Source organism: Naasia sp., assembly GCF_025465545.1.
In the GTDB taxonomy this organism is placed as follows: domain Bacteria; phylum Actinomycetota; class Actinomycetes; order Actinomycetales; family Microbacteriaceae; genus Naasia.
In genome coordinates this window covers 17,067-39,787 of record NZ_JAODMK010000042.1, presented here as the reverse complement: position 1 = coordinate 39,787, position 22,721 = coordinate 17,067, and the positions used below count along the sequence as shown (strand labels likewise).

Sequence of the window (22,721 nt, the reverse complement as noted above, 5' to 3'; positions counted from 1 at the left end):
CGGGCATGGATCGCGAAGAGGACGAGCGACGGCTGCGGGACTGGGCGGAACGGCTCGCCGCCGAGCTCGGCATGTCCGAAGTGCCGATCGACATCGACGCCGTGCTCGGCCTGGCAGGCCGGGTGGCGCACGCGGTCGTCCGGCCGGCGGCGCCCGTCAGCACCTTCCTGGTCGGCTACGCGGCAGGGCTGGCCGTCGGGTCACAGGCCGGATCGGTGCCGGAGGACGAGATCCGCGCACGGATGGCGACCGCGCTTCTCCTCGCCGCGCGGCTCTGACCCGATCCGCGGCATCGCCGGACGAGAGGATTCCGTCGCTCTGCTGGGAGCCCTGGCGGCCCGCTGACTCGCGACACGTTCGGCGACCTGCGATTGTAGGAACCGTGTTGAATCTCGAGGCGCCGTGATCAGGCCCGCCCGCCCCGTCGATCCCGCCATCTCCCGGTCCTGGCTGCTGGTCAACGGGAGCCAGCCCGCGGCGTTCGAGGCGGCCAGCGCGTCCCGCGCAGACCAGATCATCCTCGACATCGAGGACGCGGTCGACGTGAAGCGGAAGTCGCAGGCGCGCGAGGACGTCGCCGCCTGGCTCGGCGACGACGGGAACCGGGCGTGGGTGCGCATCAACGACAGGACCACGCCGTTCTGGGCGGACGACGTCGACCAGCTCAAGGGCCTCCCCGGGCTCGTGGGCGTGATGCTGGCGAAGTCGGAGGCCGGCGAGCACGTGACGGAGACGTTCGACCGGCTGGGCGGAGGCACGCCCGTTCTTCCCCTCGTCGAGTCCGCCCTCGGCATCGAGTCCGCCGTCTCCATCGCACGGGCGCGCGGCGCCTTCCGGCTCGCCTTCGGCAGCGGCGACTACCGCCGTGACACCGGCACCAGCTCCGACGACCTCGCCATGGCGTATCCGCGCTCGCGGCTCGTGGTGGCGAGCCGGGTGGGCGGGCTGCCCGGTCCGATCGACGGTCCCACCGTCGGGAACAGTCATCCTGTGCTGCGCGAGCAGTCGGCGCTCTCCGTCGCCCTCGGCCTCACCGGCAAGCTGTGCCTTCGGATCGAGCAGATCCCGGTCGTCAACGAGGTGATCAGCCCGACGTCGTCGGACATCGAGTGGGCCGCCCAGTTCCTCCGCGAGTTCGAGTCGCGCGGGCGCGAGGTGATCGACGGCAGCGACCTGCCGCGACTGGGTCGCGCGCGCAAGATCCAGAACCTCGCGACCGAGCTCGGGGTCGCCGGCGACAGCTTCGACGGCCTCTGAGTTCGCGGACGGGACTCGGTCAGAGCGCCTCGAGGATGACCGCGGAGCCCTGACCGCCTCCGCCGCAGATCCCGGCCGCGGCGAGCGTGCCCTGGTCAGCGGTCGCCAGCCCGAGGGCCAGGTGGCCCACGATGCGCGCTCCCGAAGCGCCGATGGGATGACCGAGAGCGATCGCCCCGCCATCCCGGTTGACGATCTCCGGGTCGACACCGAGCTCGCGCACCGACTGCACGGCCACCGAGGCGAACGCCTCATTGATCTCGATCGCCGCGATGTCCTGGACCGCGATGCCGGCGCGATCGGCGGCGAGGCGGATCGCCTCCGCGGGGCGGCTGAGCAGCGACACGTCGGGACCCGCCACCATGGCCGTGCTCCGCAGCGCGCACAACGGGGTCAGACCGCGTTCCGCGGCCCAGGCGGCGCTCGCCAGGACGAGAGCCGCCGCACCGTCGGTGAGGGGCGAGGCGTTCCCTGCCGTGATCGTTCCGGTCGGGGAGAAGGACGGCCGCAGCCTGGCCAGTGCTTCCGGCGTGGCGTCGTCCCGGATGCCGTCGTCGGCGCTCACGACCGTCGTCGTCCGGCCCGCGGGCACCTCGACGGGAACGATCTCCCGGGCCAGCGCACCCCTCGCTGCGGAGGCCATCCGGTGCGACCGGAGCGCCCACGCGTCCTGGTCCTCGCGGCTGATCCCGCGCGCGGCCGAGAAGTCCTCCGTGGAGGCGCCCATGCTGCGCTTCTCGAAGGCGTCGGTGAGGCCGTCGAGATCTGCGGAGTCCTGCAGGGTCACGGGCCCGTACTTGCTTCCGGCACGGGAACCGCCGAGCAGGCGCGGTGCCTCCGTCATCGACTCCTGGCCGACGATCAGCACCACGTCGGCCTCGCCCAGTGCGATCCGCCGGTGGCCGTCGGTGACCGCCTCGATGCCGGAGAGGCACACGGCGTTGAGTGTGAGCGCGGGGCGGGTCATCGGCACGCCGGCCGCGACGGCGGTCTGGCGAGCGGGATTCTGCCCCGCTCCCGCCTGCAGGACCTGACCGACGATCACCTCGTCGATGTCCTCAGGGGAGATCGCCGCACGCGCGATCGCGGCCCGTGCGGCTTCGGCGCCGAGCCGGACTGCCGGCACCCCGGCGAACTGTCCGCCGAAGCGGGTGAACGCCGTGCGGGCATACCCGAGGACGACGGTGCGGGACGGGGCCCCGGGGGCTGGATCGGGCATCGTTGCTCCTTCTTCCGCGGCAGGGCGGACATCCGAGGATACGGCCGCCCCGTGCGGAGGAGAAAGACTCGCCTTCCGCTCAGCGGAAGAGCCGGGGAGGATTGGAACCGGCACCTGCCACGGTGGGAGGACGCGTCGACGAAGGGGACGACATGAAGCACCGCGCCTCGGTGGCGATCGTCGGTGCGGGTCCGGCCGGCCTGCTGCTCGGCCTGATCCTGCATGCGCGCGACATCGACTTCGTCCTCGTCGAGCACCGGTCCCGCGAACACGTCCTCTCCCGCATCCGGGCCGGCGTGCTGGAGCAGGCGTCGGTCGATGTGCTCGACCGGTACGCGCTCGCCACCCGGCTGCATGAGGAGGGCCTCGTGCACGGCGGGATCCACCTGCAGGTGGAAGGCCGGCGGACGCACATCGACTTCGCCGGACTCGTCGGCCGCACGGTAACCGTGTACGGCCAGCAGCGCGTGGTCGCCGACCTCATGGAGCGGCACGACGAGCTCGGCACCGCGGTCTACTACGACGGGAGCGAGGTGACCCCGTCCGGCATCGATGGCTCCAGCCCCCGGGTGGAGTTCCGTCACGACGGCGAGGACCACGCCGTCGAGGCCGACTTCGTCGTCGGGACCGACGGGTACCACGGGGTGTGCCGCACCCTTCTCCCCTCGAACCTGCTCGACGTGGTCGAGCGCACCTACGACGCCGCCTGGCTCGGGATCCTGGCCGACGTGGCCCCGAGCACCGACGAGCTGATCTATTCGCTGCACCCCGATGGCTTCGCCATGCACTCCATGCGCAGCCTCACCGTCTCCCGCCTGTACCTGCAGGTGGACCCCGCAGAGGACATCGCCGACTGGAGCGACGCGAGGATCTGGGCGGCCCTGCAGGAGCGGCTCGGTGCCCCCGGGTGGAGCCTCACCGAGGGCCCCATCACCGAGAAGTCCATCACCCCGATGCGCTCGTCGGTCGCCTCGACGCTCGCCCACGGACGGCTGTTCCTCGCCGGCGATGCCGGCCACATCGTGCCGCCGACCGGCGCGAAGGGGCTCAATGCTGCGATCGCCGATGTGGCGATGCTGGGGGAGGCGCTCGCCGCAGCCGTGCGGGGGAGCGACGGTGCGCTGGCCGATTACAGCGACCGCGCGCTCGAGCGCCAGTGGAAGATACAGTCCTTCTCACAGTGGATGACCGACCTGCTGCATACGCCGGGCACGGCGACGCCCGAGGACGAGCGGCGCTTCCGGTATCGCAGCCGGGTCGGCCAGGTCGCCTACGTGACGGGATCCCGCTTCGCCCAGCAGGCCCTGGCCGAGCAGTACACAGGATTGGTGATCGCATGAGCACGACTCCCGGCGACGAGCCCCAGGAGCAGATCTCCCGCGAGATCGCGCAGATGCACGCAGCGGCGGCCGATCGCGGAGTTCCCGCGCGTCACGCCCTCCGCGACTTCGCCCCGTACCGCTCCAGCACGTTCCGCCACCCGACTCATGCGCTCGTTCGCACGGACCCGGAGGAGATCGAGCGCGTCGCGCCGGCATTCGGCCACGTCGACGTGGACCCGTACGAGAGCGACCTCACCATCCAGCACAGCGGCGACCCTCTCGGCGAGCGGATCATCGTGGCGGGCCGGGTCCTCGACGGCGAGGGACGCCCCGTGCGGAACCAGCTGATCGAGGTGTGGCAGGCCAACGCCTCCGGCCGCTACGTGCACAAGCGCGACCAGCACCCGGCGCCCCTCGACCGCAACTTCACTGGGGTCGGCCGCGCCATCACCGGGGACGACGGCAGCTATCGCTTCGTCACCATCAAGCCCGGCCCCTACCCCTGGCGCAATCACCGCAACGCGTGGCGGCCCGCGCACATCCACTTCTCCCTCTTCGGCAACGCGTTCACCGAGCGCCTCGTCACCCAGATGTACTTCCCGGGCGACCCGCTGTTCGCCCTCGATCCGATCTATCAGGCCATACCCGACCAGGCCGCCCGCGACCGCCTCATCGGCGCCTACGATCACAGCCTGACGGAACCGGAACGGGCCACCGGCTACCGCTGGGACATCGTGCTCACCGGCGCCACCGCGACCTGGATGGAGCACGAGCATGGCGACCACTGACAAGAACGGCGTGCTGACCGGTCAGGAGCACCTCACCGCGCCGGAGCGGCTCGCGCTGGAGGAGGAGCTGACCGGCACCCCGCCGCTCGTGCAGACCCCGTCTCAGACGATCGGGCCCTTCTACGGCTTCGCGCTGCCCTTCGACGGCGGCGCGCAGCTCGTCCCCGGCACCATGCCCGGTGCCGTCCGGCTGCACGGCACCGTCTACGACGGTCAGGGGGTCCCCGTTCCGGACGCGCTGCTGGAGCTGTGGCAGCCGGACGAGCAGGGCCGCATCGTGCAGGAGCCGGGAAGCCGCGCCCGTCAGCGCGGACGGTTCACCGGCTTCGGGCGGGCGGCCGTCGAGGTGGACGGGTCGTACGAATTCGTCACGCTACTGCCCGGCGCCCTGGGGGAGGGGGAAGCGCGATTCGCCGCTCTCGCCGTCTTCGGCCGAGGGCTGAGCCACCACCTCTTCACGCGCGCCTACTTCGTGGCCGCGGGCGAGCAAGTCGCGCTCGACGCCCTGCTGACCGGGCTTCCCGAGGACCGGCGGAGCACTCTGCTCGCCCGTCAGGACGGCCCCGACTCCTACCGGTTCGACATCCGCCTGCAGGGCGAGGGCGAGACCGTGTTCCTCGACTTCCCGGCATCGTCCTGATGGCTTCGGGGCCCATCGACGCCGGACTGCTCGATCCCGCTTCGGGCGGGCGCGCCGCGGTGGTCGGCGACGAAGCGTACGTACGGGCGATGGTCGACGCAGAGCAGGCGCTGCTCACCGCGCTCGCGGCAGCCGGAGCGGGCCCTCAGGGCTCGACTCCGACACTGGCCGACATCCCTCTCGACCTCGCCGAGATCGCGTCGGGCGGCCGGGCGAGCGGCAACCCGGTGATCCCCCTCCTCGCCGCCCTGAGGAAGGGCGCGAGCCCCGAGGTCCGGGACCTCCTGCATCTCGGTGCCACCAGCCAGGACATCCTGGACACCGCCGCGATGCTCGTCGCCGACCGGGCCCGGCGCGAGATCGGCGACGCCCTTCCCGGCGTGCTCTCGCGCCTGTCTGCGCTCGCCGACGAGCATCGGGCCGCCGTGGTGGCCGGGCGCACACTCGGGCAGCAGGCGGCCCCCACCACCGTCGGGCTCCGCATCGCGGTGCTGCTCGACGGGATCGCCCGAGCCTGGGAGCACCTGCGGGTCCTCGAGCTTCCCGCGCAGCTCGGCGGCTCGGTCGGCACGCTCGCCGTACTCACCGACCAGCTGGGTCCCGACGCCACCGACCGGCTTCGGCGCGCCTACGCCGAGACGCTGGGGCTCACCTTCCGCCCTGTGCCGTGGCACGTTCAGCGCGGCCCGGTCGCGGAGCTCGGTGCGGCCCTCGCCGTGCTGATCGGCGCCCTTGGCCGCCTCGGGCTCGAGCTCGCGCACGGCGCCCGCACCGAGATCGGCGAGCTCGACGTCGTGGTCGGGGAGGGCGAAGGAGGCTCGTCGGCGATGCCGCAGAAGCGCAATCCGGTGGCCGCCGTCCTCCTGGTCGCCGCCGGACGGCGAGCGCCCGGCCTGGCCTCGACGCTGCTCGCCGCGCAGCTCGCATTGGACGACCGGCCGGCGGGCGACTGGCACGCCGAGTGGCAGCCGCTGCGCGAGCTGCTGCGGCTCGCCGTCGAGAGCGCTGAGCTGGCGCAGCACGCCGTCGACGGACTCGCGGTCCGGCCGGAACGCGCGCTGCGCAATCTCGAGCTGTCCGGCGGAGCAGTCCACGCCGAGCGCGCGCAGTGGGCGCTCGTGCCCTACGTCGGACGGGCGCGGGCGTCGGCCCTCGTTCGCGAGGCGCTCGCACACGGGGCCTTCGTCGACGCGCTGACCGCCGCCGTGCAGGCCGAGCCGAACGGGGGACCGGACGCGGCCGCCCGGATTCGCGAGGTCGCGGCAACCGAAGGCGCGATCGGACTGTCCGATTCGATCATCGACGCCGCCCGCGCGGCCGCGGAGGGAAGCGCATGATCCCGGTCCTTCGTGGGATCGTCGACCCCACCCGCTCTGCCGATCCGGCGGTGCCGCTGCTGGTCCTCGGACCGTCGCTCGGGACGACGTCGGACGCCTGGGCGCCGGCCGCGCAGCTCTTGGCAGCCTCCTTCCGGGTGCTGCGCTTCGACCTTCCGGGGCACGGCGTGAGCCCCGCCGCCTCGGCTGCGTTCACCGTCGCGGAGCTCGCAGCCGGCGTTCTCGCTCTCGTCGACTCCCTCGGCGACGGGAGATTCAGCTATGCCGGGGCGTCCTTCGGCGGCACGGTCGGCATCGAGCTGGCTCTCGGTGCCGCGAAGGAGCGGGTCGACGGGCTGGCCGTCGTCTGCTCGAACGCGAAGATCGGCGAGACGGACGCCTGGCTCGCGCGCGCCGAGCAGGTGCGACGTCAGGGAACGGCGTCTCTCGTCGCCGCGACCAGCGCGCGCTGGTTCGACCCGGGGTTCCTTGCGCGGGAGCCCGACCTGAGCGGCCGCGTCCTCGGGGACCTGCTCGACATCGACGACGAATCGTATGCACTCTGCTGTGAGGCCCTCGCCGCCTTCGACCGGACGGCTGACACCGGTTCGCTCGCGGGACGGGTCCTCGTCGTCGCCGGCGAATCCGATCCCGTCGTGACGCCCGACGCGGCCGCGCGGCTGGCCGACACTGCGCCGGGCGCCCGGTTCGAGGCGCTGGCCGAGACGGGCCATCAGGCCCAGATCGAACGGCCCCGGCTGCTCGCGGAGCTGATCAGGGCCACGCTCGGCGCCTCCCGCTACGACGCGGGCATGACCGTGCGCCGAGCGGTTCTCGGCGAGGCGCACGTGGAGGCGTCCCTGGCCGGCATCACTCCCGAGACCGCGGACTTCCAGCGCTTCATCACCGAATACGCGTGGGGGAGCGTGTGGACGAGGCCCGGGCTGGATCGCCGGATGCGCAGTGCCGTCACGATCGCCAGCCTCGTCACAGCGCGGCACTGGCATGAGCTCGAGCTGCACCTGCATGCGGCGCGGCGCAACGGGCTGGCTCGCGCGGAGCTCACCGAGATCCTCCTGCAGACCGCGATCTACGCTGGAGTCCCGGCCGCGAACACCGCCTTCGGCATCGCCACGCGCGTCTTCGCCGAGCAGGACAGGGAATAGAAGGAGAATCATGGACAAGAGGGTCGCCTCGGCGGCGGAGGCCGTCGCCGACATCCCGAACGGCGCCTCCATAGCGGTGGGAGGCTTCGGCCTCAACGGGGTGCCGATCGAGCTGATCCGCGCCCTGCTGGGGCAGGGGACCGCCGACCTCGAGATCGTCTCCAACAACCTCGGCGTCGATGGCTGGGGGCTCGGACTGCTGCTCGCCGCGGGACGGATCCGCCGCGCCATCGGCTCCTACGTCGGCGAGAACAAGGAGTTCGCCCGCCAATACCTCGGGGGCGAGATCGAGCTCGAGCTGACGCCGCAGGGGACTCTCGCCGAGCGGCTCCGAGCGGGTGGAGTGGGAATCCCCGCGTTCTACACCGCGAGCGGCGTCGGGACGATGGTCTCCGAGGGCGGGCTGCCCTGGCGCTACGCATCGGACGGCAGCGTCGCGGTGTCCTCGCCGCCGAAGCCGACCGCGGCCTTCGGCGTGTTCGGACGGGAGGCCGACTACGTGCTGGAGACGGCCATCCGCACCGACTTCGCGCTCGTCCGTGCCGCCAAGGCCGACTGGCACGGCAATCTCGTCTTCGAGAAGTCGGCCCGCAACTTCAATCCGCTCGTTGCGATGGCCGGCCGGATCACGATCGCCGAGGTCGACGAGGTCGTCGAACCGGGCGGCCTGGCCCCCGACGACGTGCACCTGCCCGGGATCTACGTCGACCGGGTCGTCGGGCTCACTCCCGAGCAAGCCGCCGACCTGCCCATCGAGAAGCGCACCGTGCGCACCCGCAAGGAGGCCTGACGTGACACTCACCCGCGACGAGATGGCGGCTCGCGCCGCGCTCGAGCTCGATGACGGCTCCTACGTCAATCTGGGCATCGGGCTGCCGACCCTCATCCCCAACTACCTGCCCGAGGGCAAGACCATCGTCCTGCACAGCGAGAACGGGATCCTCGGCGTGGGGCCCTACCCCTGGGAGGGCGAGGAGGACCCCAAGCTCATCAACGCGGGCAAGGAGACGGTCACCGTGCTCCCCGGAGCCTCCTACTTCGACTCGGCGGCGAGCTTCGGGATGATCCGCGGCGGCCGCATCGAGGTCGCAGTGCTCGGCGCCATGCAGGTCTCGGAGCGCGGGGACATCGCCAACTGGGCGATTCCGGGCAAGCTCATCAAGGGCATGGGCGGCGCGATGGACCTCGTGGCCGGCGCGCAGCGCGTCATCGTGGTGATGGAGCATGTCGCCAGGAGCGGCGAGCACAAGATCCTGACGGAGTGCCTGCTCCCGCTCACCGGACGCGCCTGCGTGAACAGGATCATCACCGACCGCGCCGTCTTCGATGTGACCGACGACGGGCTCGTGCTGATCGAACTCGCGCCGGGCGAGACGGTCGACGGCGTCCGCGAGCTCACCGGCTGCGGCTTCCGCGTCGCCGAGGACCTGATGCCGGTCGCGTCGTGAGGGAGCTCCGCGAAGCCGTCGTCTGCTCGCCGCTGCGCACCCCAGTCGGCCGCTTCGGCGGTGCGCTCTCCGCGCTGTCTGCCCTCGACCTGGCAACGCTCGTCCTCAAGGCGCTGCTCGAGCGGACCGGGCTCCCCGGTGACTCGGTCGACGACGTCATCTTCGGGCAGTGCTACTCCACCATGGAGGCGCCGCCCATCGGCCGGGTCGCCGCACTGGACGCGGGCCTCCCGGTCACGGCGACGGGCTATCAGCTCGACCGCCGCTGCGGGTCGGGCCTCCAGGCGGTGGTGAACGCCGCCATGCAGGTGCAGACCGGGGTGTCGGAGGTCGTGCTCGCGGCCGGCGTCGAGTCGATGAGCAACGCTCCCTACTACTCGGAGCAGGGCCGCCGCGGCCTCGCCGGTCCTCTCCTCTTCCAGGACGCGCTCACCCGCGGCCGGGAGCGGGCGGGCGGCCGCTTCCATCCGCTGCCCGACGGCAACATCGGCTCGGCCGAGGTGCTCCGCAAGGAGTACGGGATCAGCCGCGAGCGGCAGGACGCCTATGCCCTCCAGTCGCACCAGCGTGCCGTCGCCGCTCAGGATGCCGGCGCCTTCGACCGGGAGATCGTGCCGGTGGAGGTGCCCGGCCGCACGGGCAGCACGATCGTCGACCGGGACGAGCACCCCCGCCGCGACACCACCCTCGAGGCGCTCGCCGCGCTCCGCGCCCCGCTCGGCAAGAAGGACCCCGAGGCCACCGTGACGGCCGGCAACGCGAGCGGCCAGAACGACGCGGCCGCCGCATGCATCGTCACCACCCCGGAGAGGGCCGTCGAGCTCGGCCTCACGCCGATGCTGCGCCTGGAGACCTGGGCCGTCGCGGGGGTCGAGCCCAACCGGTTCGGCATCGGACCCGTCCCCGCCGCCAACAAGGCGCTGCAGCGGGCGGGTCTCACGTTCAACGACCTCGACCTCATCGAGCTCAACGAGGCTTTCGCGGTGCAGATGCTCGCCTGCCTGGACGAGTGGGGCATCGACGACGAGGACCCCCGACTCAACCCGCGGGGCGGCGGGATCTCCATCGGTCACCCGCTTGCCGCGACCGGGGTGCGGATGCTCGCGACCCTGGCCAGTGAGGCGCAGGACCTCGACGCGCACTGGGCGCTCGAGACCATGTGCATCGGCGGCGGTCAGGGGCTCGCCGCGGTCTTCGAGCGGGTCGGCTAGCGCGGAGGACCGCCGGGGCCAGCGCACCGGGGAGGTTTTCGGTGCGCGCCGTCACCCACCCCGTGAGGCGTCGTCGGCCTAGGGCTGGGCGTGGGGGCGGGCGGCCGTCTCGCTGCGATCGGCTCCCAGGGCGCGCCCGATCGCCCGCGCCGTCGTGAGTATCGCGGGAATGAGCACACGGGTGTCGGTGCCCAGCTCGCTGACGACCGAGACCGCCCCGACCGCGCCACGCGAACGGAGGAGGATCGGGGCCGCGATGGACACCGATCCGGGCGTGAGATGCGCTCGCAGTTCGAGGTAGCCCTGCTGGCGGACACGGGCCATCGCCGCGCGCAACTCGTGCTCGGACTGGATGGTCGCCTCGGAGTAGCGGGCCATCGGGCTGGCGAGCACCGCGGCCACCGTGCCGGGGTCGCTGTAGGCGAGGAGCGCGACGCCGCCGCTCGTCGCGTGCACCGGAAGCCGGCCACCCGCCGCTCCCGCGAGCCGGACCGCGTCCCGGGAGCGGAGTCGCTCGACGATCACCGCCTCGGTCCCGTCGAGCACCATCAGCTGGACGTTCTGGTGGGTCACCTCGTAGAGGTCCTCGAGGAACGGCAGCGCGACCTCCCGGAGGCCGTGCGACCTGGGCGCCAGCATGCCGAGCTCCCACAGTCGCAATCCGACCCGGTAGCCGCCTGTCGGCGTGCGCTCGAGCATGCCTTCCCGCTCGAGCTGCCCGCAGAGGCGGTGTGTGGTCGTCAGCGGCAGTCCGCTGAGGCGGGCGAGCTCGGAGAGCTTCCGCTCGCCGCTGGGTGCTCCCGTGAACGCCGTGAGCAGCGAGAGAGCTCTGGTGAACACCGAGCGCGTCGGCGGCTCCACGGTCACGAGCGGCCGAACCGACGGGCGATGGGCGAGGAACTGGCCGGTCCGTGCCGGTCACTCACGCCGGCGACACCTCGGGGCCTGGTCGTTGCCGCGACCGCGGCGAGGTGGGCTTGTGCATGCTTCACTATGGCGGATGCCTCCGGCGCGAAACAGGCGGGGGGACGGGGCCTTCCGCACGGAATAGCCTGACCCGGTGCCTCCCGCAGCTGACGCCCGCGCCGAGGAGCCCGCGCTCCGCTCCGCCGTGACCGCTGCGCTCGGCGAGCCCGTGCGGGCACTCGAGGACGTGCACCGCGAGCATCTCGAGTACGACGCCTTCCTCGCGCACCGCTCGGTCGCCCGGCTGGTCGGCACGGCGATCGTCGAGAGTGGGCGCCGGGAGTGGCGGCTGATCGAAAAGGTCACCGAGGGCCCCGCGACCGCCTCGCCGTACCTGCTCGAGAACGGCAGGCGGGAGTTCGCCGCGTACGCGTCAGGACTGCTCGACGATCTCGCGCCCCAGGTGGGGGCGCCCCGCGCCTTCGGCTCATTCGTCGGGCCCGACGGGCGGATCACCCTGCTCCTCGAGGAGATCCACGACGAGGGCAGCCGTCCGCTCGGTGCGGAGGAGCTCCTCGCCGGCGCCCGCGACCTCGGGTTCCTCGCCGGTCGCTGGGTCGGCAGGGTGCCGGACGAGCCCTGGCTCTTCTCTGGCTGGATCGCTCGGCACAGCCAGCCGGAGGCGGTGCAGGAGGGGCTCGAAGTCCTCGCGCGTGCTTCGGCGCAGCCCGCCGTCGCCGCTGTGCTCCGGGGCCGGATTCCGGCAGCGGAGCGGCTCGTGCGCGCGCAGGGTCGGCTCCGCCAGATCCTCGAATCGCTTCCGGAGACCCTGTGCCACCACGATGCGGTCGGCGCCAACGTGATGCGGGCGGACGGGCGCACGGTTCTGATCGACTGGGAGTCCGTCGGTCCAGGTCCGGTCGGCGCCGACCTCGCGTCCCTCCTGTTCTCCTCGGCTCGCCGCGGCGACTGCTCGGGGACACTCATCGCGACGATCCTGGAGGACGCGGTGAGGGCCTACCAGTCCGGACTCGATGCGGCAGGAAGCGGGGTCGACGCGGACACCGCTCGGCGAGGGTTCGACGCGGCGGTCGGCCTCCGCTGGAAGCTGGTGCGTGACGTCGCCGACGCGGTCGCACGAGGAACGGCCCCGAGGCGGGGAAGTGCCCCGGACGAGACGCCGGAGGCTGCGCTCGCGGAGCTCAGCGCACCCATCGACGTGCTGCTCGCCAGTGCGGAGCGGGTGCTCGGCTGAGCCTCACGCGCTGACCTGCCCACTTCTGCCGCAACTGGGCAGCGAAGTGCGACCGAAGTGGGCAGGTCGCGGACTAGAGGGGGTCGGTCAGTCGCTGCACGAAGCGCCGGGTGCGCTCCTCCCGCGGATTGCCGAGCACCTGGGCGGGCGCGCCGCGCTCCACGATCACGCCGCCGTCCATGAAGAGCACCTCGTTCGCGACCTCGCGGGCGAACTGCAGCTCGTGAGTGGCGACGAGCATCGTCCAGCCTTCGCTCGCGAGCTGCTTCATGAGCGAGAGCACCTCGCCCACCAGCTCCGCGTCGAGCGCGGAGGTCGGCTCGTCGAACAGCAGCAGCTTGGGCCGGAGTGCGAGGGCCCGGACGATGCCGACGCGCTGCTGCTGACCACCGGACAGGGAGAAGGGAAAGTCGTCGCGCTTGGCGGCGAGCCCGACCCGCTCGAGCAGCCGGGTGGCGTCCGCGGCGGCCTCCGCGCGGGGCCGCTTCTGCACCACGACGGGACCCTCGACCACGTTCTCCAGCACCGTCTTGTGAGGGAACAGGTTGTAGTGCTGGAAGACCATCGCCGAGCGGTCGCGCAGCTCGCCCAGCGTCTTCTTCGAGACCTTGCCGCCGAAGTCGACGGCAGGGCCGCCCGCGACGGCGACGGTTCCGGCGTCCGGGACCTCGAGTCCGTTCAGGCAGCGCAGCAGCGTGGTCTTGCCGGAGCCCGATGGCCCGATCAGGGTCGTGACGGTTCCCGCCGGAACGTCGAGGTCGATCGAGCGGAGCACCTGCTCGGCGCCGAAGCTCTTGGCGAGCGAGCGGACGGCGAGCAGCGACTCAGTGCGCGACATAGCGGTCCAATCGCTTCTCGAGGCCGTTCTGCACGGCGGAGAGCACCAGGCAGATGATCCAGTAGACGAGTGCCGCCTCGAGGTAGAGGAGCATGAACTCCCCGCTGAACGCCGCGATCTCCTGAGTCGTCCGGAACAGCTCGTTCACGAGGATGAGGGACGCGAGCGAGGTGTCCTTCACCAGGCTGATGAACGTGTTCGACAGCGGCGGAACCGAGACGCGGGCGGCCTGGGGCAGGATGATCCGCCGCAGCGCCACCGAATGGGACATGCCGATCATGTGCGCCGCCTCCCACTGGCCCTTCGGCACCGACAGGATCGCGGCCCGCACGATCTCGGCCGCGTAGCCGCCGACGTTGATCGAGAACGCGGCGATCGCGCTCGGCCACGGGTCGACGAGGAGGCCGATCGAGGGCAGTCCGTAGAAGATCACGAAGAGCTGCACGAGCAGCGGGGTGCCGCGGACCACCGAGATGTAGAACCGCGCGAGCCCGGAGACCACCCGGATCCGCGACAGCCGCATCAGCGCGACCACCACGGCGAGAACGAGGCCGATCGCGAACGAGCACAGGGCGAGCGGGATGGTCCCCGTGATCGCGCCCGAGACGATCGGCCAGAACGACGAGAGGACGAGCGAGAGGTCCTCGCCCGTCATCTCGTCGCCGCCTGCTGGCTACTCGGTGACATCGTCCCCGAAGTACTTGTCGCTGATCTTCGCGAGGGTGCCGTCATCGCGGAGGTCGTCGAGGGCACCGTCGACCGCCGAGACGAGGGTCTCGCTGCCCTTCGCGAACGCGAACGCCTGCTTCGAGCTGTCCTCGGTCGTCGCGGCGACCTTGAGGCCGTTGGCGCCCTCGGTGGCCTTGTAGTCCAGCCAGGTCAGCTCGTCGTTGATCGTCGCATCGACGCGCCCCTGCTCGACGAGCGCCACCGCCTGGGCCCAGCCCTCGACCGACTCGACCTTCGCGCCGCTGTCCTGAGCGAGCGTGTACCAGTTGCTGGTCAGCGACTGCGCGGTCGTCTTGCCTGCGAGGTCGTCGAAGGAGGAGATGTCCGTGGTCGCCTCCGGGGTCACCACGACGCCCTGCGAGACGGTGTACGGCTCCGAGAAGAGGTAGTCCTTCTCGCGCTCCGGCGTGATCGAGACCTGGTTGGAGATGGCGTCGAAGCGCCCTGCTTCGAGGCCGGCGAAGATCGCGTCCCACTGGGTCTCCTCGAAGCGCGCGGTGACACCGAGCTTCTTCGCGACGGCCTGAGCGATCTCCACGTCATAGCCGGCCAGATCGCCGGAGCCGTCCTCGTGGAAGGAGAACGGGCGGTAGGTGCCCTCGGTGCCGAAGACGATCTCGCCCGCGGCCTTCACCTGGGCGAGCGCGTCCTGGTCCGCGGCGGAGCCGGCGGTGCTTCCTGCCGCGCAGCCGGTCAGGGCGACCGTGGCGGCGGCGAGGAGGGTGACGGCGGATAGGCGGAACTTCACGAAGGTGCTCCCAGGGTGCTGTGTGCTGTGTGCGGGACCGCGGAATAGGGGCCCCGAGGAGTTCTGAACGTAACAACCGCGAGCCGCATTCCCTGCGAGTGTTACGCGCGGTGGCGAGGAGCACGAGCAGCGCCCGGGATGTGCGCGTTGCGAAGGCGCCGGCCTCGGCGCGCGCCCCGTCCGCACCGATTCGCCTCGCGGTCGCGCCCGGGTGGGTTACCGTGGTGCCGTGAGTGTCGACGACGTACTGGAGAAGACCTCCGCGGGAACGAATCCGGCGGACGACGGCAGCGTCGTCGTCAGTGTCGAGGTGCGGGTGCAGCCCTCCGAGGAGCTCAAGTCGGGCCTCGTCGGCGAGAACGGCACCGTGGACCTGACCGAGGATGAGACGGTCGCGACCGCCGTCGGCCTGGCGATCGCCGATGCCCCGTTCGATGAGCGACACGTGCCGCTCGAGCACGTCGAGGTGTCCCTCGGCAGTGTCACGGTGCGCACCGAGCCTCCTCAGCCCGCAGGCTAGCGCCCGGATGGCAGACCCGGCCACGGACTCCGCTCTCGCCCGCCTGGTGCGCTGGGAGGACGCGGGCGGCGCGTGGCGGGTGGAGGAGCGGAACGAGAACGGCGTGACGCTCGCGCTCCTGCGCTGCGACGGCGGTGAGCTCCTCGAGCGGCTGGTCACGGCCGACGCAGACGTGCTCGCCCTGATCGGTTCGAGGCTCCGCAGCGAGGACTGATCGCGCCGCGCGTCTCGCCTGGGACAAGATGGTCGGGACGGAGGCGCGAATGTTCGAGACACTGGCGGGGACGGGCCTGGCTGCAGCGGCCGGACTGAACGCCTACATCCCCCTTCTCGCGCTGGGGCTGCTCTCCCGCTTCACCGGCATCGTCGCCCTGCCCTCCGGCTGGGCGTGGCTCGAGAACGGCTGGGTCCTCGGCGTCCTCGGGGCGCTGCTCGCGATCGAGTTCGTCGCGGACAAGGTGCCGGCGCTCGACACCGTGAACGACGTCGTGCAGACCGTGGTGCGTCCGGCGTCGGGTGGCATCGTCTTCGGTTCGGGCACCGCCGCGCAGACCGCGGCCATCCACGACCCCGGCGCATTCTTCACCTCCGGCAGCTGGGTGCCCGTCGCTCTCGGCGTCGGGGTGGCGCTGCTGGTGCACCTGGGCAAGGCCGGCACCCGGGCGGCCGCGAACGTGGCGCTCGCCGGGATCGCCGCGCCGGTGCTGAGCGTCGTGGAGGATGTCACGAGCGTCGCCCTGGTGGTCGCGGCGGTCCTGCTGCCCGCTCTCGTGCTCGTCGGTCTGGGCGCTCTCGCCCTCCTGATGGTCCTGGTGATCCGCCGCCGCCGAGCGCGCGAGCGCCGAGCGGCGCTGCCGAACCCGCCATGAGCGGCCGCCCCCACGACCCGCCCTCACGACCCGCGATGACAGGGGTGCTTCCGCCGGGGAGCACGCCGTTCTGATCGGCCACGACGCGGCCGGAACTCCCAGGATCGGCGGCGGCGCCGGTGTCAGGCTGTGCGGGTGGATTCCGGCGAGGCGATTCCCGCTGATGCGGTCGCGCTCGCCGCTGCCCGACGGCGCCTCGAGCAGTCGGCGTACGGGCCGGGGATCGCCGAGGACGACCGCAGGAGGGCCCAGGACGAGCTGAGCCGCATCGCCGCCGCGTCCCGGCGCCCGATGCTCCTTCCGACAGGTCCGGGCGACGAGACGCTGCAGCTCGGGCCGACGCCCGGTCCGATGCTGGGAGAACCGCCGCGCCGCGCCGCGCCTCAGCTGCGCAGGCTGCGGTTGCGCGCTCTGGTGGCCTCCGCCGTCGTGGTGGCGACCCTCGCCCTGGTGGTGACGGTCGTTCCGCTCCTCCTCCGCGCGGACTCCCTGGACGTGTTCTCCCGAGCGCAGACCGACGACGACCGGGATTTCCCGATGTGGTTCTCCAATGCGCTCGCGACCGGGGCGAGTGCCTCCGGGGAGGTTGCCGCGGGCTCCGCGTTGCACGCGACCGTGCGTCGGCTGACGACCCCCGATGGCACCGGAACCGCGTTCGTCTTCACCGACGCGGATGCCCAGACGGTGTGCCTTGCCGCGGCCGCGGCGTCGGTGGCGTGCGCTCCGGCCGCGCGCTTCCGCGACACAGGACTGCGGGTCGAGGTGATCGACAGGACTGGTCCTGCCGTCACCGGCGGAGTCCGCTATTCGTGGGGGCCGCGCGGTGGCCTCGAGAGCGAGCCGTTCACACTGGAGCTGCCGGTCGCCGCCAGGGCGATGGACGGCAGAAACTGGCCCGGGCTGTTCACCGGTTGCATGGCGGAGCACGACCAGGCCGTGTCGGCGACCCTCAGCGGCGAGGTCATCGTGGGGACGGACACGCAGGCGCGCACGCTGAGCTACGCGATGGCACGGCTGGAATGCGCGATCCGGTACCCGCTGGCCGGGTACTACCTTCCGGTGCGCTCGCCGGCCGACTGAGCGGGCGGCCTCTCCGACTCCGCAGGAGGCTAGCCCAGCCGGCCAGCCGTGCCCGTTGCGCTCCGCTCCAGCCGGACCCCGGGAAGCCCCTCGAGGAAGGCGGAGCCGAAGGCCCGGATCGGGGTGGCCGCACCGGGAGCCGCATCTCCGAGCAGGGTCCTCCTCACCGTCTCGCTCACGGAGTCCGCGGTGAAGCGATAGCCCTCGCCGGCCGTCAGCCAGCCCTCCCGGACCTCGCCGGAGCGCAGGGTGACCCTCGCCCAGCTGTGCGACCGGTAGTGCTTCCGCGCCGGCGCGCCGGCCCTTCTGCCGAGCGCGGTGGTCGCGGACCTCAGGGTGGTCGAGCGCATCGCCGCCGACACGACGGGCAACAGGGCCCGCGCCACGACAGGCGGCATGCCGACCGCGACCGAGGCGGAGACCTCGGGAGTGCCGTATCCGACCGGGAGAGATGCGAGATCTCCGAGGTCGGCCGGGAGGATCGTCACCAGCTGCCCGTCGGGCAGGAGGAGGGCCCGCGCGCCACGCCCCAGCCGGGTCGGTCGGTACTGGCCGCCGGTGACGTACCCGCCGCCCGCAGCGAGCGCCAGCAGGATCGTCTCCAGCACGCCGGCGGAGGTGCCCGCGCTCTCCGGCAGGAGCGCGACCTCCACCCGGCGGGCGAACTCCGCGCCGGCCAGCCACACCGCCAGACCCTCCGTCGCGACGGTGCCGAAGCCGGCCCCGGGCAGCAGCGTCACGCCGGCGCGGGCGGCGAGCGGACCCAGGGTGTACACCGCCTCGAGTGCCGGGCGCTCATTCGCGATGTCCACGTACGAGGCGCCTGTCTCGATCGCCGCACGAGCGACGGCCGGGGCGGTCTCCGCGAACGGGCCGGCGAGGGACAGGACGAGCGCGCTCCCGGCGACGGCCTTCTCGACCTGGGCGGGCTCGAGCGCGGTGAGCTGCGTCCACTCGGTGTCGCCGCCGAGCGCCTCGCTGCGCCGGCGGAGCGCGTCCCCGTTCCGCCCGACGAGGCGGAGACGCACGTTCCCCATGCGGCCCGGGGAGTCGAGCAGGACACCGGCGGTGCGGCCGGTCGCACCGACTATCGAGACGATCGGAGCGGCAGCAGCCATGCGCTCACGTTAGCCCTCGTGCCGGCGCCCCCCGCGGCCGGAGTCGGAGGCGCCTCAGGCGGTCGCGAAGCGGCGGATCGACCGCTCCTTGGCCTTCTCCGCCTCCGCCTCCCGATTCTTCGGCGGCGCCGTCGTCACCAGATCCTCGAGCAGGTGCTGGGTGATGTGGGCGATCTCGGCCACCGCCCGCTCGAAGGCCTCCGCGTTCGCCTTCGACGGCTTGGTCGAGCCGCTCACCTTGCGCACGTACTGCAGCGCTGCGGCGTGCACCTCGTCGTCCGTGGTGGCCGGCTCGAAGTTGTGGAGGGTGTGGATGTTGCGGCACATGCAGCCAGGCTAGGCACCCCCATCGCCGAGCGGAAGGCCCGTCAGTTCAGGTCGAGGTCGCCCTGGAGCAGCACATCCCCGGTGGCGGTCGCCTGCACCTCGAAGCTCGCGATCTCGGCGACCGCGAGGTCCACGGAGCCCGACGTGTGCACCGTCTGACCCGGGCCCGCCTTCCAGCGGGACACGATCGTCTCCTGGCCACGGGTGTCGGTCACGGCCAGTTGGTAGCCCCAGGGGGGCTGGGTCGGCGGTCCCTCCGAAGCACCCCTCCGGTAGGAGCAGTCCATCTCCACCTGCGTGCCCCACGACTGGGCGGTCACCTCGACGTCGGCGCTCAGCGGGCTGTCGACGAGGGAGGCGAGGGTGACGTGCTCGGTGGGCCTGGCCGCGCTCTGAGCGATCCCGAACGTGAGGAGAACAGCCGCGCTCGCCGCGATGAGAGCGCCGGCCAACGCGAACCGCCGCCGCCGCCGGCCCCGTGCCACCGCGTGCACGAGGCGGGGAAGGAGATCGGGAACGGGCTCGGGTCGCGGCGGCTCGGCTTCGAGCAGGCGGAGTGCCTGCTCCGCCGAGACCGTGCCGAGCAGCGACGGCATGGCTGCGAGCTCGCCCACGGCGGCCGCGCAGGCCTCGCAGCCGCGCAGATGGGTCTCGAACTCGCGGCGCTCGGTCGGCGGGAGGGCACCCAGGACGTATGCGGCGTCCCAGTCGGCGAAGCGATCGCTTTCCTCGGTCACCCCGTCACCCCTTTCTCCTGCAGTGCGAGCCGGAGGGCTCTCAGTCCGTAGTGCAGTCTCGACTTGACCGTGCCGGAGGGAATTCCCAGCTTCTCCGACGCCTCCGCGAGCGACGCGCCACCGTAGTACACGTGCACGAGCACCGAGCGGTGCTCCAGCGAGAGCTCGGACAGCGCCTCGGCGACCACCCACGAGTCCAGGAGGGCGTCGATCCGGTCCGCGTCCATCCGGTCCGGCAGCTCCTCCACGGTCAGCTCGTGCCGGTGGTGCGCGCTCCGGCGATCGTCGATCACCAGGTTGCGCGCGACTGTGAACAGCCAGGCGCGGGCGGAGGACTGGGATTGGTCGAGGACGGAGGGCCGCCGCCATGCCCGCAGCAGCGTCTCCTGCACCACATCGTCCGCCAGGTCCCGATCGCCGGTCAGAGAGACGACATAGCGCCACAGCGGTCCCGAGTGCTCGTCGCGCAAGGCGCGGAGCAGCTGTGCCTCGTTCTCGCTCATCCGCCTCCGTCCTCAGGGGGAACACGAGGCAGGCGGCCCGAAGGTTCACCTGAACCGCAGGCGGTTCTGCGTCCTGGTTTCCTCATCCACCTCACGGTGAACGGCTTACCACTGGAGCCCCTCCTCGTGCACGCGGTGATCGCACTCGTCCCCGCGCGGTCAACCCTCCGGTCGGCGCCCCCGGGCGGGGAAGGATGGAGGGACTGATTCCCAGCTGCCGGAGGAGAGTTGAGCGACGCGCGGCGCTTTGCCCGGCATGGCCCGGCGCAGTTCAGCGAGCCGGCCATGGCTGCGCTCGATCGCGCCTTCTTCCTGCTCGGCGCGATCGCGGGCGCCTGGCTCGCCGTGCTGATGGTCCGGCAGCTCTTCGTCGGCGGGCTCGGCGACCTCTGGCTGATCGTGCTGCTCTGGCTGCTGCTCGCCTACCTGCTGCTGCCGCGGATCCACACTCTGCTCACCCTCATCTACGTGCCCGACTACTTCATCGGGCGCACCCGCACGTATGAGGGCCTGCTCGCCGACCCGGTGAACCTGGCGTTCCTCGGCACCGAGGAGCAGCTGCACCACGTGATGGGACGAGCGGGGTGGACCCGCGCCGACGAGCTCGGATTCCGCAGCGGGCTGCGGATCGTCACCTCCACCCTGTCCCGCAGGAGCTATGACACGGCGCCGGTCAGCCCGCTGTTCCTCTTCGGCGCCATGCAGGACTTCACCTATCAGCAGGAGGTGGAGGGCAACCCCGCTCGCCGCCACCACGTGCGGTTCTGGCGGACGCCGCCCGGCTGGTACCTGCCGGGTGGCCGTGCGGTGGACTGGGTCGCCGCCGGGACCTACGACCGGCGGGTGGGTGTGTCCATCTTCACGCTGCAGATCACGCACAGGATCAGTGCCGCGGTCGACGAGGAGCGGGACCACATCGCCGGCACTATCGACTCCGCGAACCCGGACGTGACGAAGACGGTGATCCCGCACTTCTTCTCGGGCTACCACTCCCGCAACGGCGGGGGCGACGCCATCCGGACCGACGGCGACCTGCCGGTGCTCGACGTGCGGCGGGTGGCGGTCGAGGCGGCGGACGTCTCCGGTGCCGGATCGCCGACCGGCGCGGCCGCACACCACGGTGGGCCGACGCGGGCGCTGCTCGAGACGGTGCAGGACACGTCGGCGTCCAACCGCGTCAAGCGGCCGATCACCCTCTACGTCGGCTACGGCCTGGTGCTCGGTCGTGCGGCGCTCGCCGCGGCCACCTCTGTCGTCAGTCTGCTCGGCCTGTTCGGCGCGGGCAGGGACTGGTCGGCCCACACCTGGTGGGAGGGCCTGCCTCAGACCCCGGGGACCGTCCCGCTGATCGTGGCGGGTGTCCTGGTCGGGTCGCTCGTCTACGTGGGACTGGGACAGCTCACCTTCCTCGGCTCCGCCGCAGCACGTTTCCTGACCCTCGCGCTGAGTGTGGCGGGTGCCGCCCTGGACGTGTTCCGCGGGCCGCCGGAGCCGACCGGTCCCGGCCTCCAGCTCTGGCTGATCACCCTCGCCCTCGATGTCGGCATCCTGATCACCATGTCGAGCGGTGACGTGCGCGACTTCGACGTGCGCACGCCGGTGAGGCGCTCGCGGCGGTCGGCGTCCGGGGACTGAGGGGACCGTTCGGCCCCTGCGCTCGCGCCCAGTTCACCAAGGCGGGGCACCGCCGGCAGGAGAAGTGCCAGGCTGGGGAGGTGGACGAGGACGTCGAGCCGCGCGCCGGTTCGGAGCAGGCCGCCGCGGAGCGGCGGGCGCTGGAGCGCGTGGCCTACGGTCGAGGAGCCGACGACGCGGACCGGCGCGTCGCACTCGCCGCGCTGGCGGAGCGCCGCTCGATCGAATCCGCGTCGGGGTCCGACACCGCGTCAAGGGCCGAAGACGGCGCAGCCCCGGGTTCGGCGCGCACGACCTCGCGCCCCGGCGGCGAAGACGGCGCAGCCCCGGGTTCGGCGCGCGCGACCTCGCGCCCCGGCGGCGAAGGCGGCGAGCAGGACGCGACTCCTCGCGACGATGATCGGGGTTCGCCGGGACGCGCGGCGCGCGTGCTCTGGGGGGTCGCCGCTGCGGCCGCCGTCGCCGGCATCGCGCTGGGGATCACGACCGGGGAGCAGCGGCCCGCGATCGAGGTCTTCAGCCGAGCACAGACGGTGGAGGAGCGGGACATCCCCGGCTGGCTGGTGCGCGCTCTCCTGGCGGCGGAGGAGGCATCAGGCGACGCGGGCACCCAGGAGGCGTTGACGGCGAGCGTGCGGATTCCCCTGGGCGCCGCGACCGGCACCGCGTTCGCGTTTCGGGACGCCGAGACGATCTGTCTGGCGGCGGCCGAGGCGTTCAACTGCGTCAACCCGGCCGACTTCGCGGCAACGGGCATCCGGATCGAGGTGATCGACCCGTCGAGCTCGGCGGGCATCTACTTCCAGTGGGGTCCCCTCGGCGGCCTCAGGATGGAGCGCAGGCAGGTGGCCTATGCGCAGCTGCGGAACATGGATCCCGCCGAGTGGCCCCGCCTGATGAACCGCTGCATGCAGCTGCACCGGTACGGGGTGTCGGCCGCGTCCAACGGAGTCATCTACCCGGCCAGTCGTGCGGTCACGACCACCCTCTCGTTCACGATCGCGCGCGTCGACTGCTTCAGCAGGTTCCCGCTGGAGGGTCCCTACTTCTCTGTGGAGCCGCAGTAGGCGGAGTCCTCCTCGCCGCCAG

Annotated in this window: 26 protein-coding genes; 17 read left to right on the top strand and 9 right to left on the bottom strand. The window is 72.1% G+C overall.

The window, feature by feature from the left end; genetic code table 11:
* The first annotated feature begins 5 nt into the window (after positions 1–5).
* Both JWR33_RS11095 and JWR33_RS11090 read left to right on the top strand, forming a co-directional pair.
* Positions 6–278, top strand: coding sequence for a DUF6457 domain-containing protein (locus JWR33_RS11095; RefSeq protein WP_297411973.1), 273 nt, complete (start codon positions 6–8; stop codon positions 276–278).
* A gap of 124 nt (positions 279–402) precedes the next feature.
* On the top strand, positions 403–1,257 hold the full coding sequence (locus tag JWR33_RS11090; RefSeq protein WP_297411970.1) for a CoA ester lyase: 855 nt from the start codon (positions 403–405) through the stop codon (positions 1,255–1,257).
* Positions 1,258–1,276: 19 nt separating this feature from the next.
* On the opposite strand, the gene JWR33_RS11085 is transcribed toward JWR33_RS11090, so the two are convergent.
* On the bottom strand, positions 1,277–2,476 hold the full coding sequence (locus JWR33_RS11085) for an acetyl-CoA C-acyltransferase (RefSeq protein ID WP_297411968.1): 1,200 nt from the start codon (positions 2,474–2,476) through the stop codon (positions 1,277–1,279).
* A 152-nt stretch (positions 2,477–2,628) separates the two neighbouring features.
* Here JWR33_RS11085 and JWR33_RS11080 point away from each other — a divergent pair, with 152 nt between their 5' ends.
* The 8 genes from JWR33_RS11080 to JWR33_RS11040 are packed head-to-tail and all read left to right on the top strand — an operon-like array spanning position 2,629 to position 10,367.
* Positions 2,629–3,816, top strand: a complete 1,188-nt coding sequence (locus JWR33_RS11080; RefSeq protein ID WP_297411967.1) for a 4-hydroxybenzoate 3-monooxygenase — start codon at positions 2,629–2,631, stop codon at positions 3,814–3,816.
* Between the two features lie 53 nt (positions 3,817–3,869).
* Positions 3,870–4,586: a protocatechuate 3,4-dioxygenase subunit beta gene (gene pcaH / locus JWR33_RS11075; protein WP_297411986.1), complete on the top strand. Its 717-nt coding sequence runs from the start codon at positions 3,870–3,872 to the stop codon at positions 4,584–4,586.
* Positions 4,573–5,226: a protocatechuate 3,4-dioxygenase subunit alpha gene (gene pcaG, locus JWR33_RS11070; RefSeq protein WP_297411965.1), complete on the top strand. Its 654-nt coding sequence runs from the start codon at positions 4,573–4,575 to the stop codon at positions 5,224–5,226. Before pcaH ends, pcaG begins: the two co-directional genes overlap by 14 nt.
* Positions 5,226–6,563 (top strand): lyase family protein, encoded by a 1,338-nt coding sequence (locus tag JWR33_RS11065; RefSeq protein ID WP_297411963.1) that lies wholly within the window; start codon positions 5,226–5,228, stop codon positions 6,561–6,563. The genes pcaG and JWR33_RS11065 overlap by 1 nt, the downstream gene beginning before the upstream one ends.
* The gene (locus tag JWR33_RS13560; RefSeq protein WP_366074120.1) at positions 6,560–7,708 is read left to right on the top strand and encodes an alpha/beta fold hydrolase; all 1,149 of its coding nucleotides are present in this window, start codon (positions 6,560–6,562) and stop codon (positions 7,706–7,708) included. The genes JWR33_RS11065 and JWR33_RS13560 overlap by 4 nt, the downstream gene beginning before the upstream one ends.
* A 10-nt stretch (positions 7,709–7,718) precedes the next feature.
* Entirely contained in the window at positions 7,719–8,498 is a 780-nt protein-coding gene (locus tag JWR33_RS11050) for a CoA transferase subunit A (RefSeq protein ID WP_297411962.1), read from the top strand.
* 1 nt (position 8,499) lies between these two features.
* Positions 8,500–9,156 (top strand): CoA transferase subunit B, encoded by a 657-nt coding sequence (locus JWR33_RS11045; protein WP_297411960.1) that lies wholly within the window; start codon positions 8,500–8,502, stop codon positions 9,154–9,156.
* Positions 9,153–10,367, top strand: a complete 1,215-nt coding sequence (locus JWR33_RS11040) for an acetyl-CoA C-acetyltransferase (RefSeq protein WP_297411959.1) — start codon at positions 9,153–9,155, stop codon at positions 10,365–10,367. The genes JWR33_RS11045 and JWR33_RS11040 overlap by 4 nt, the downstream gene beginning before the upstream one ends.
* Before the next feature lie 78 nt (positions 10,368–10,445).
* Here the strand turns inward: JWR33_RS11040 and JWR33_RS11035 are convergent, their stop codons facing one another.
* Positions 10,446–11,234: an IclR family transcriptional regulator gene (locus JWR33_RS11035; RefSeq protein WP_297411957.1), complete on the bottom strand. Its 789-nt coding sequence runs from the start codon at positions 11,232–11,234 to the stop codon at positions 10,446–10,448.
* Between the two features lie 193 nt (positions 11,235–11,427).
* Here JWR33_RS11035 and JWR33_RS11030 point away from each other — a divergent pair, with 193 nt between their 5' ends.
* Complete coding sequence (locus tag JWR33_RS11030; protein WP_297411956.1) at positions 11,428–12,528, top strand: phosphotransferase; 1,101 nt, start codon at positions 11,428–11,430, stop codon at positions 12,526–12,528.
* Between the two features lie 73 nt (positions 12,529–12,601).
* Here JWR33_RS11030 and JWR33_RS11025 read toward each other — a convergent pair whose 3' ends face one another.
* From JWR33_RS11025 to JWR33_RS11015, 3 genes are read right to left on the bottom strand one after another with little or no spacing between them, the layout of a single operon-like run.
* Positions 12,602–13,366, bottom strand: a complete 765-nt coding sequence (locus JWR33_RS11025) for an amino acid ABC transporter ATP-binding protein (protein WP_297411954.1) — start codon at positions 13,364–13,366, stop codon at positions 12,602–12,604.
* On the bottom strand, positions 13,353–14,021 hold the full coding sequence (locus JWR33_RS11020) for an amino acid ABC transporter permease (RefSeq protein ID WP_297411952.1): 669 nt from the start codon (positions 14,019–14,021) through the stop codon (positions 13,353–13,355). Before JWR33_RS11020 ends, JWR33_RS11025 begins: the two co-directional genes overlap by 14 nt.
* Positions 14,022–14,039: 18 nt before the next feature.
* A complete protein-coding gene (locus JWR33_RS11015; RefSeq protein WP_297411951.1) occupies positions 14,040–14,843 on the bottom strand; it encodes an amino acid ABC transporter substrate-binding protein in 804 nt (267 codons plus the stop codon).
* A gap of 229 nt (positions 14,844–15,072) precedes the next feature.
* Between JWR33_RS11015 and JWR33_RS11010 the strand changes: the two genes are divergently transcribed.
* The 4 genes from JWR33_RS11010 (at position 15,073) to JWR33_RS10995 (ending at position 17,312) form a co-directional block, all read left to right on the top strand.
* A complete protein-coding gene (locus JWR33_RS11010; protein WP_297411950.1) occupies positions 15,073–15,363 on the top strand; it encodes a hypothetical protein in 291 nt (96 codons plus the stop codon).
* Between the two features lie 7 nt (positions 15,364–15,370).
* Positions 15,371–15,577: a hypothetical protein gene (locus tag JWR33_RS11005; RefSeq protein WP_297411949.1), complete on the top strand. Its 207-nt coding sequence runs from the start codon at positions 15,371–15,373 to the stop codon at positions 15,575–15,577.
* A gap of 49 nt (positions 15,578–15,626) precedes the next feature.
* The gene (locus JWR33_RS11000) at positions 15,627–16,232 is read left to right on the top strand and encodes a DUF4126 domain-containing protein (protein WP_297411947.1); all 606 of its coding nucleotides are present in this window, start codon (positions 15,627–15,629) and stop codon (positions 16,230–16,232) included.
* 135 nt (positions 16,233–16,367) lie between these two features.
* Positions 16,368–17,312, top strand: a complete 945-nt coding sequence (locus JWR33_RS10995; protein ID WP_297411945.1) for a hypothetical protein — start codon at positions 16,368–16,370, stop codon at positions 17,310–17,312.
* Positions 17,313–17,341: 29 nt separating this feature from the next.
* Here the strand turns inward: JWR33_RS10995 and JWR33_RS10990 are convergent, their stop codons facing one another.
* The 4 genes from JWR33_RS10990 to JWR33_RS10975 are packed head-to-tail and all read right to left on the bottom strand — an operon-like array spanning position 17,342 to position 19,997.
* Positions 17,342–18,430, bottom strand: a complete 1,089-nt coding sequence (locus JWR33_RS10990) for a saccharopine dehydrogenase NADP-binding domain-containing protein (protein WP_297411943.1) — start codon at positions 18,428–18,430, stop codon at positions 17,342–17,344.
* 54 nt (positions 18,431–18,484) lie between these two features.
* On the bottom strand, positions 18,485–18,757 hold the full coding sequence (locus JWR33_RS10985) for a DUF2277 domain-containing protein (protein ID WP_297411942.1): 273 nt from the start codon (positions 18,755–18,757) through the stop codon (positions 18,485–18,487).
* 41 nt (positions 18,758–18,798) lie between these two features.
* Entirely contained in the window at positions 18,799–19,494 is a 696-nt protein-coding gene (locus tag JWR33_RS10980) for a zf-HC2 domain-containing protein (RefSeq protein WP_297411941.1), read from the bottom strand.
* Entirely contained in the window at positions 19,491–19,997 is a 507-nt protein-coding gene (locus JWR33_RS10975; RefSeq protein ID WP_297411940.1) for a sigma-70 family RNA polymerase sigma factor, read from the bottom strand. The genes JWR33_RS10980 and JWR33_RS10975 overlap by 4 nt, the downstream gene beginning before the upstream one ends.
* Positions 19,998–20,282: 285 nt before the next feature.
* On the opposite strand from JWR33_RS10975, the gene JWR33_RS10970 reads away from it, so the two are divergent.
* Together JWR33_RS10970 and JWR33_RS10965 are read left to right on the top strand one after the other, a co-directional pair.
* Complete coding sequence (locus JWR33_RS10970; RefSeq protein ID WP_297411939.1) at positions 20,283–21,632, top strand: LssY C-terminal domain-containing protein; 1,350 nt, start codon at positions 20,283–20,285, stop codon at positions 21,630–21,632.
* Between the two features lie 80 nt (positions 21,633–21,712).
* The gene (locus JWR33_RS10965) at positions 21,713–22,699 is read left to right on the top strand and encodes a hypothetical protein (protein WP_297411938.1); all 987 of its coding nucleotides are present in this window, start codon (positions 21,713–21,715) and stop codon (positions 22,697–22,699) included.
* The last annotated feature ends 22 nt before the right edge of the window (positions 22,700–22,721 follow it).

Coding starts and splice junctions, on each gene's coding strand:
- JWR33_RS11095 (WP_297411973.1), top strand. CDS start 6: ATGGATCGCGAAGAGGACGAGCGACGGCTGCGGGACTGGGCGGAACGG.
- JWR33_RS11085 (WP_297411968.1), bottom strand. CDS start 2,476: ATGCCCGATCCAGCCCCCGGGGCCCCGTCCCGCACCGTCGTCCTCGGG.
- JWR33_RS11080 (WP_297411967.1), top strand. CDS start 2,629: ATGAAGCACCGCGCCTCGGTGGCGATCGTCGGTGCGGGTCCGGCCGGC.
- pcaH (WP_297411986.1), top strand. CDS start 3,870: ATGCACGCAGCGGCGGCCGATCGCGGAGTTCCCGCGCGTCACGCCCTC.
- pcaG (WP_297411965.1), top strand. CDS start 4,573: ATGGCGACCACTGACAAGAACGGCGTGCTGACCGGTCAGGAGCACCTC.
- JWR33_RS11065 (WP_297411963.1), top strand. CDS start 5,226: ATGGCTTCGGGGCCCATCGACGCCGGACTGCTCGATCCCGCTTCGGGC.
- JWR33_RS13560 (WP_366074120.1), top strand. CDS start 6,560: ATGATCCCGGTCCTTCGTGGGATCGTCGACCCCACCCGCTCTGCCGAT.
- JWR33_RS11050 (WP_297411962.1), top strand. CDS start 7,719: ATGGACAAGAGGGTCGCCTCGGCGGCGGAGGCCGTCGCCGACATCCCG.
- JWR33_RS11025 (WP_297411954.1), bottom strand. CDS start 13,366: ATGTCGCGCACTGAGTCGCTGCTCGCCGTCCGCTCGCTCGCCAAGAGC.
- JWR33_RS11020 (WP_297411952.1), bottom strand. CDS start 14,021: ATGACGGGCGAGGACCTCTCGCTCGTCCTCTCGTCGTTCTGGCCGATC.
- JWR33_RS11005 (WP_297411949.1), top strand. CDS start 15,371: ATGGCAGACCCGGCCACGGACTCCGCTCTCGCCCGCCTGGTGCGCTGG.
- JWR33_RS11000 (WP_297411947.1), top strand. CDS start 15,627: ATGTTCGAGACACTGGCGGGGACGGGCCTGGCTGCAGCGGCCGGACTG.
- JWR33_RS10990 (WP_297411943.1), bottom strand. CDS start 18,430: ATGGCTGCTGCCGCTCCGATCGTCTCGATAGTCGGTGCGACCGGCCGC.
- JWR33_RS10985 (WP_297411942.1), bottom strand. CDS start 18,757: ATGTGCCGCAACATCCACACCCTCCACAACTTCGAGCCGGCCACCACG.
- JWR33_RS10975 (WP_297411940.1), bottom strand. CDS start 19,997: ATGAGCGAGAACGAGGCACAGCTGCTCCGCGCCTTGCGCGACGAGCAC.
- JWR33_RS10970 (WP_297411939.1), top strand. CDS start 20,283: ATGGCTGCGCTCGATCGCGCCTTCTTCCTGCTCGGCGCGATCGCGGGC.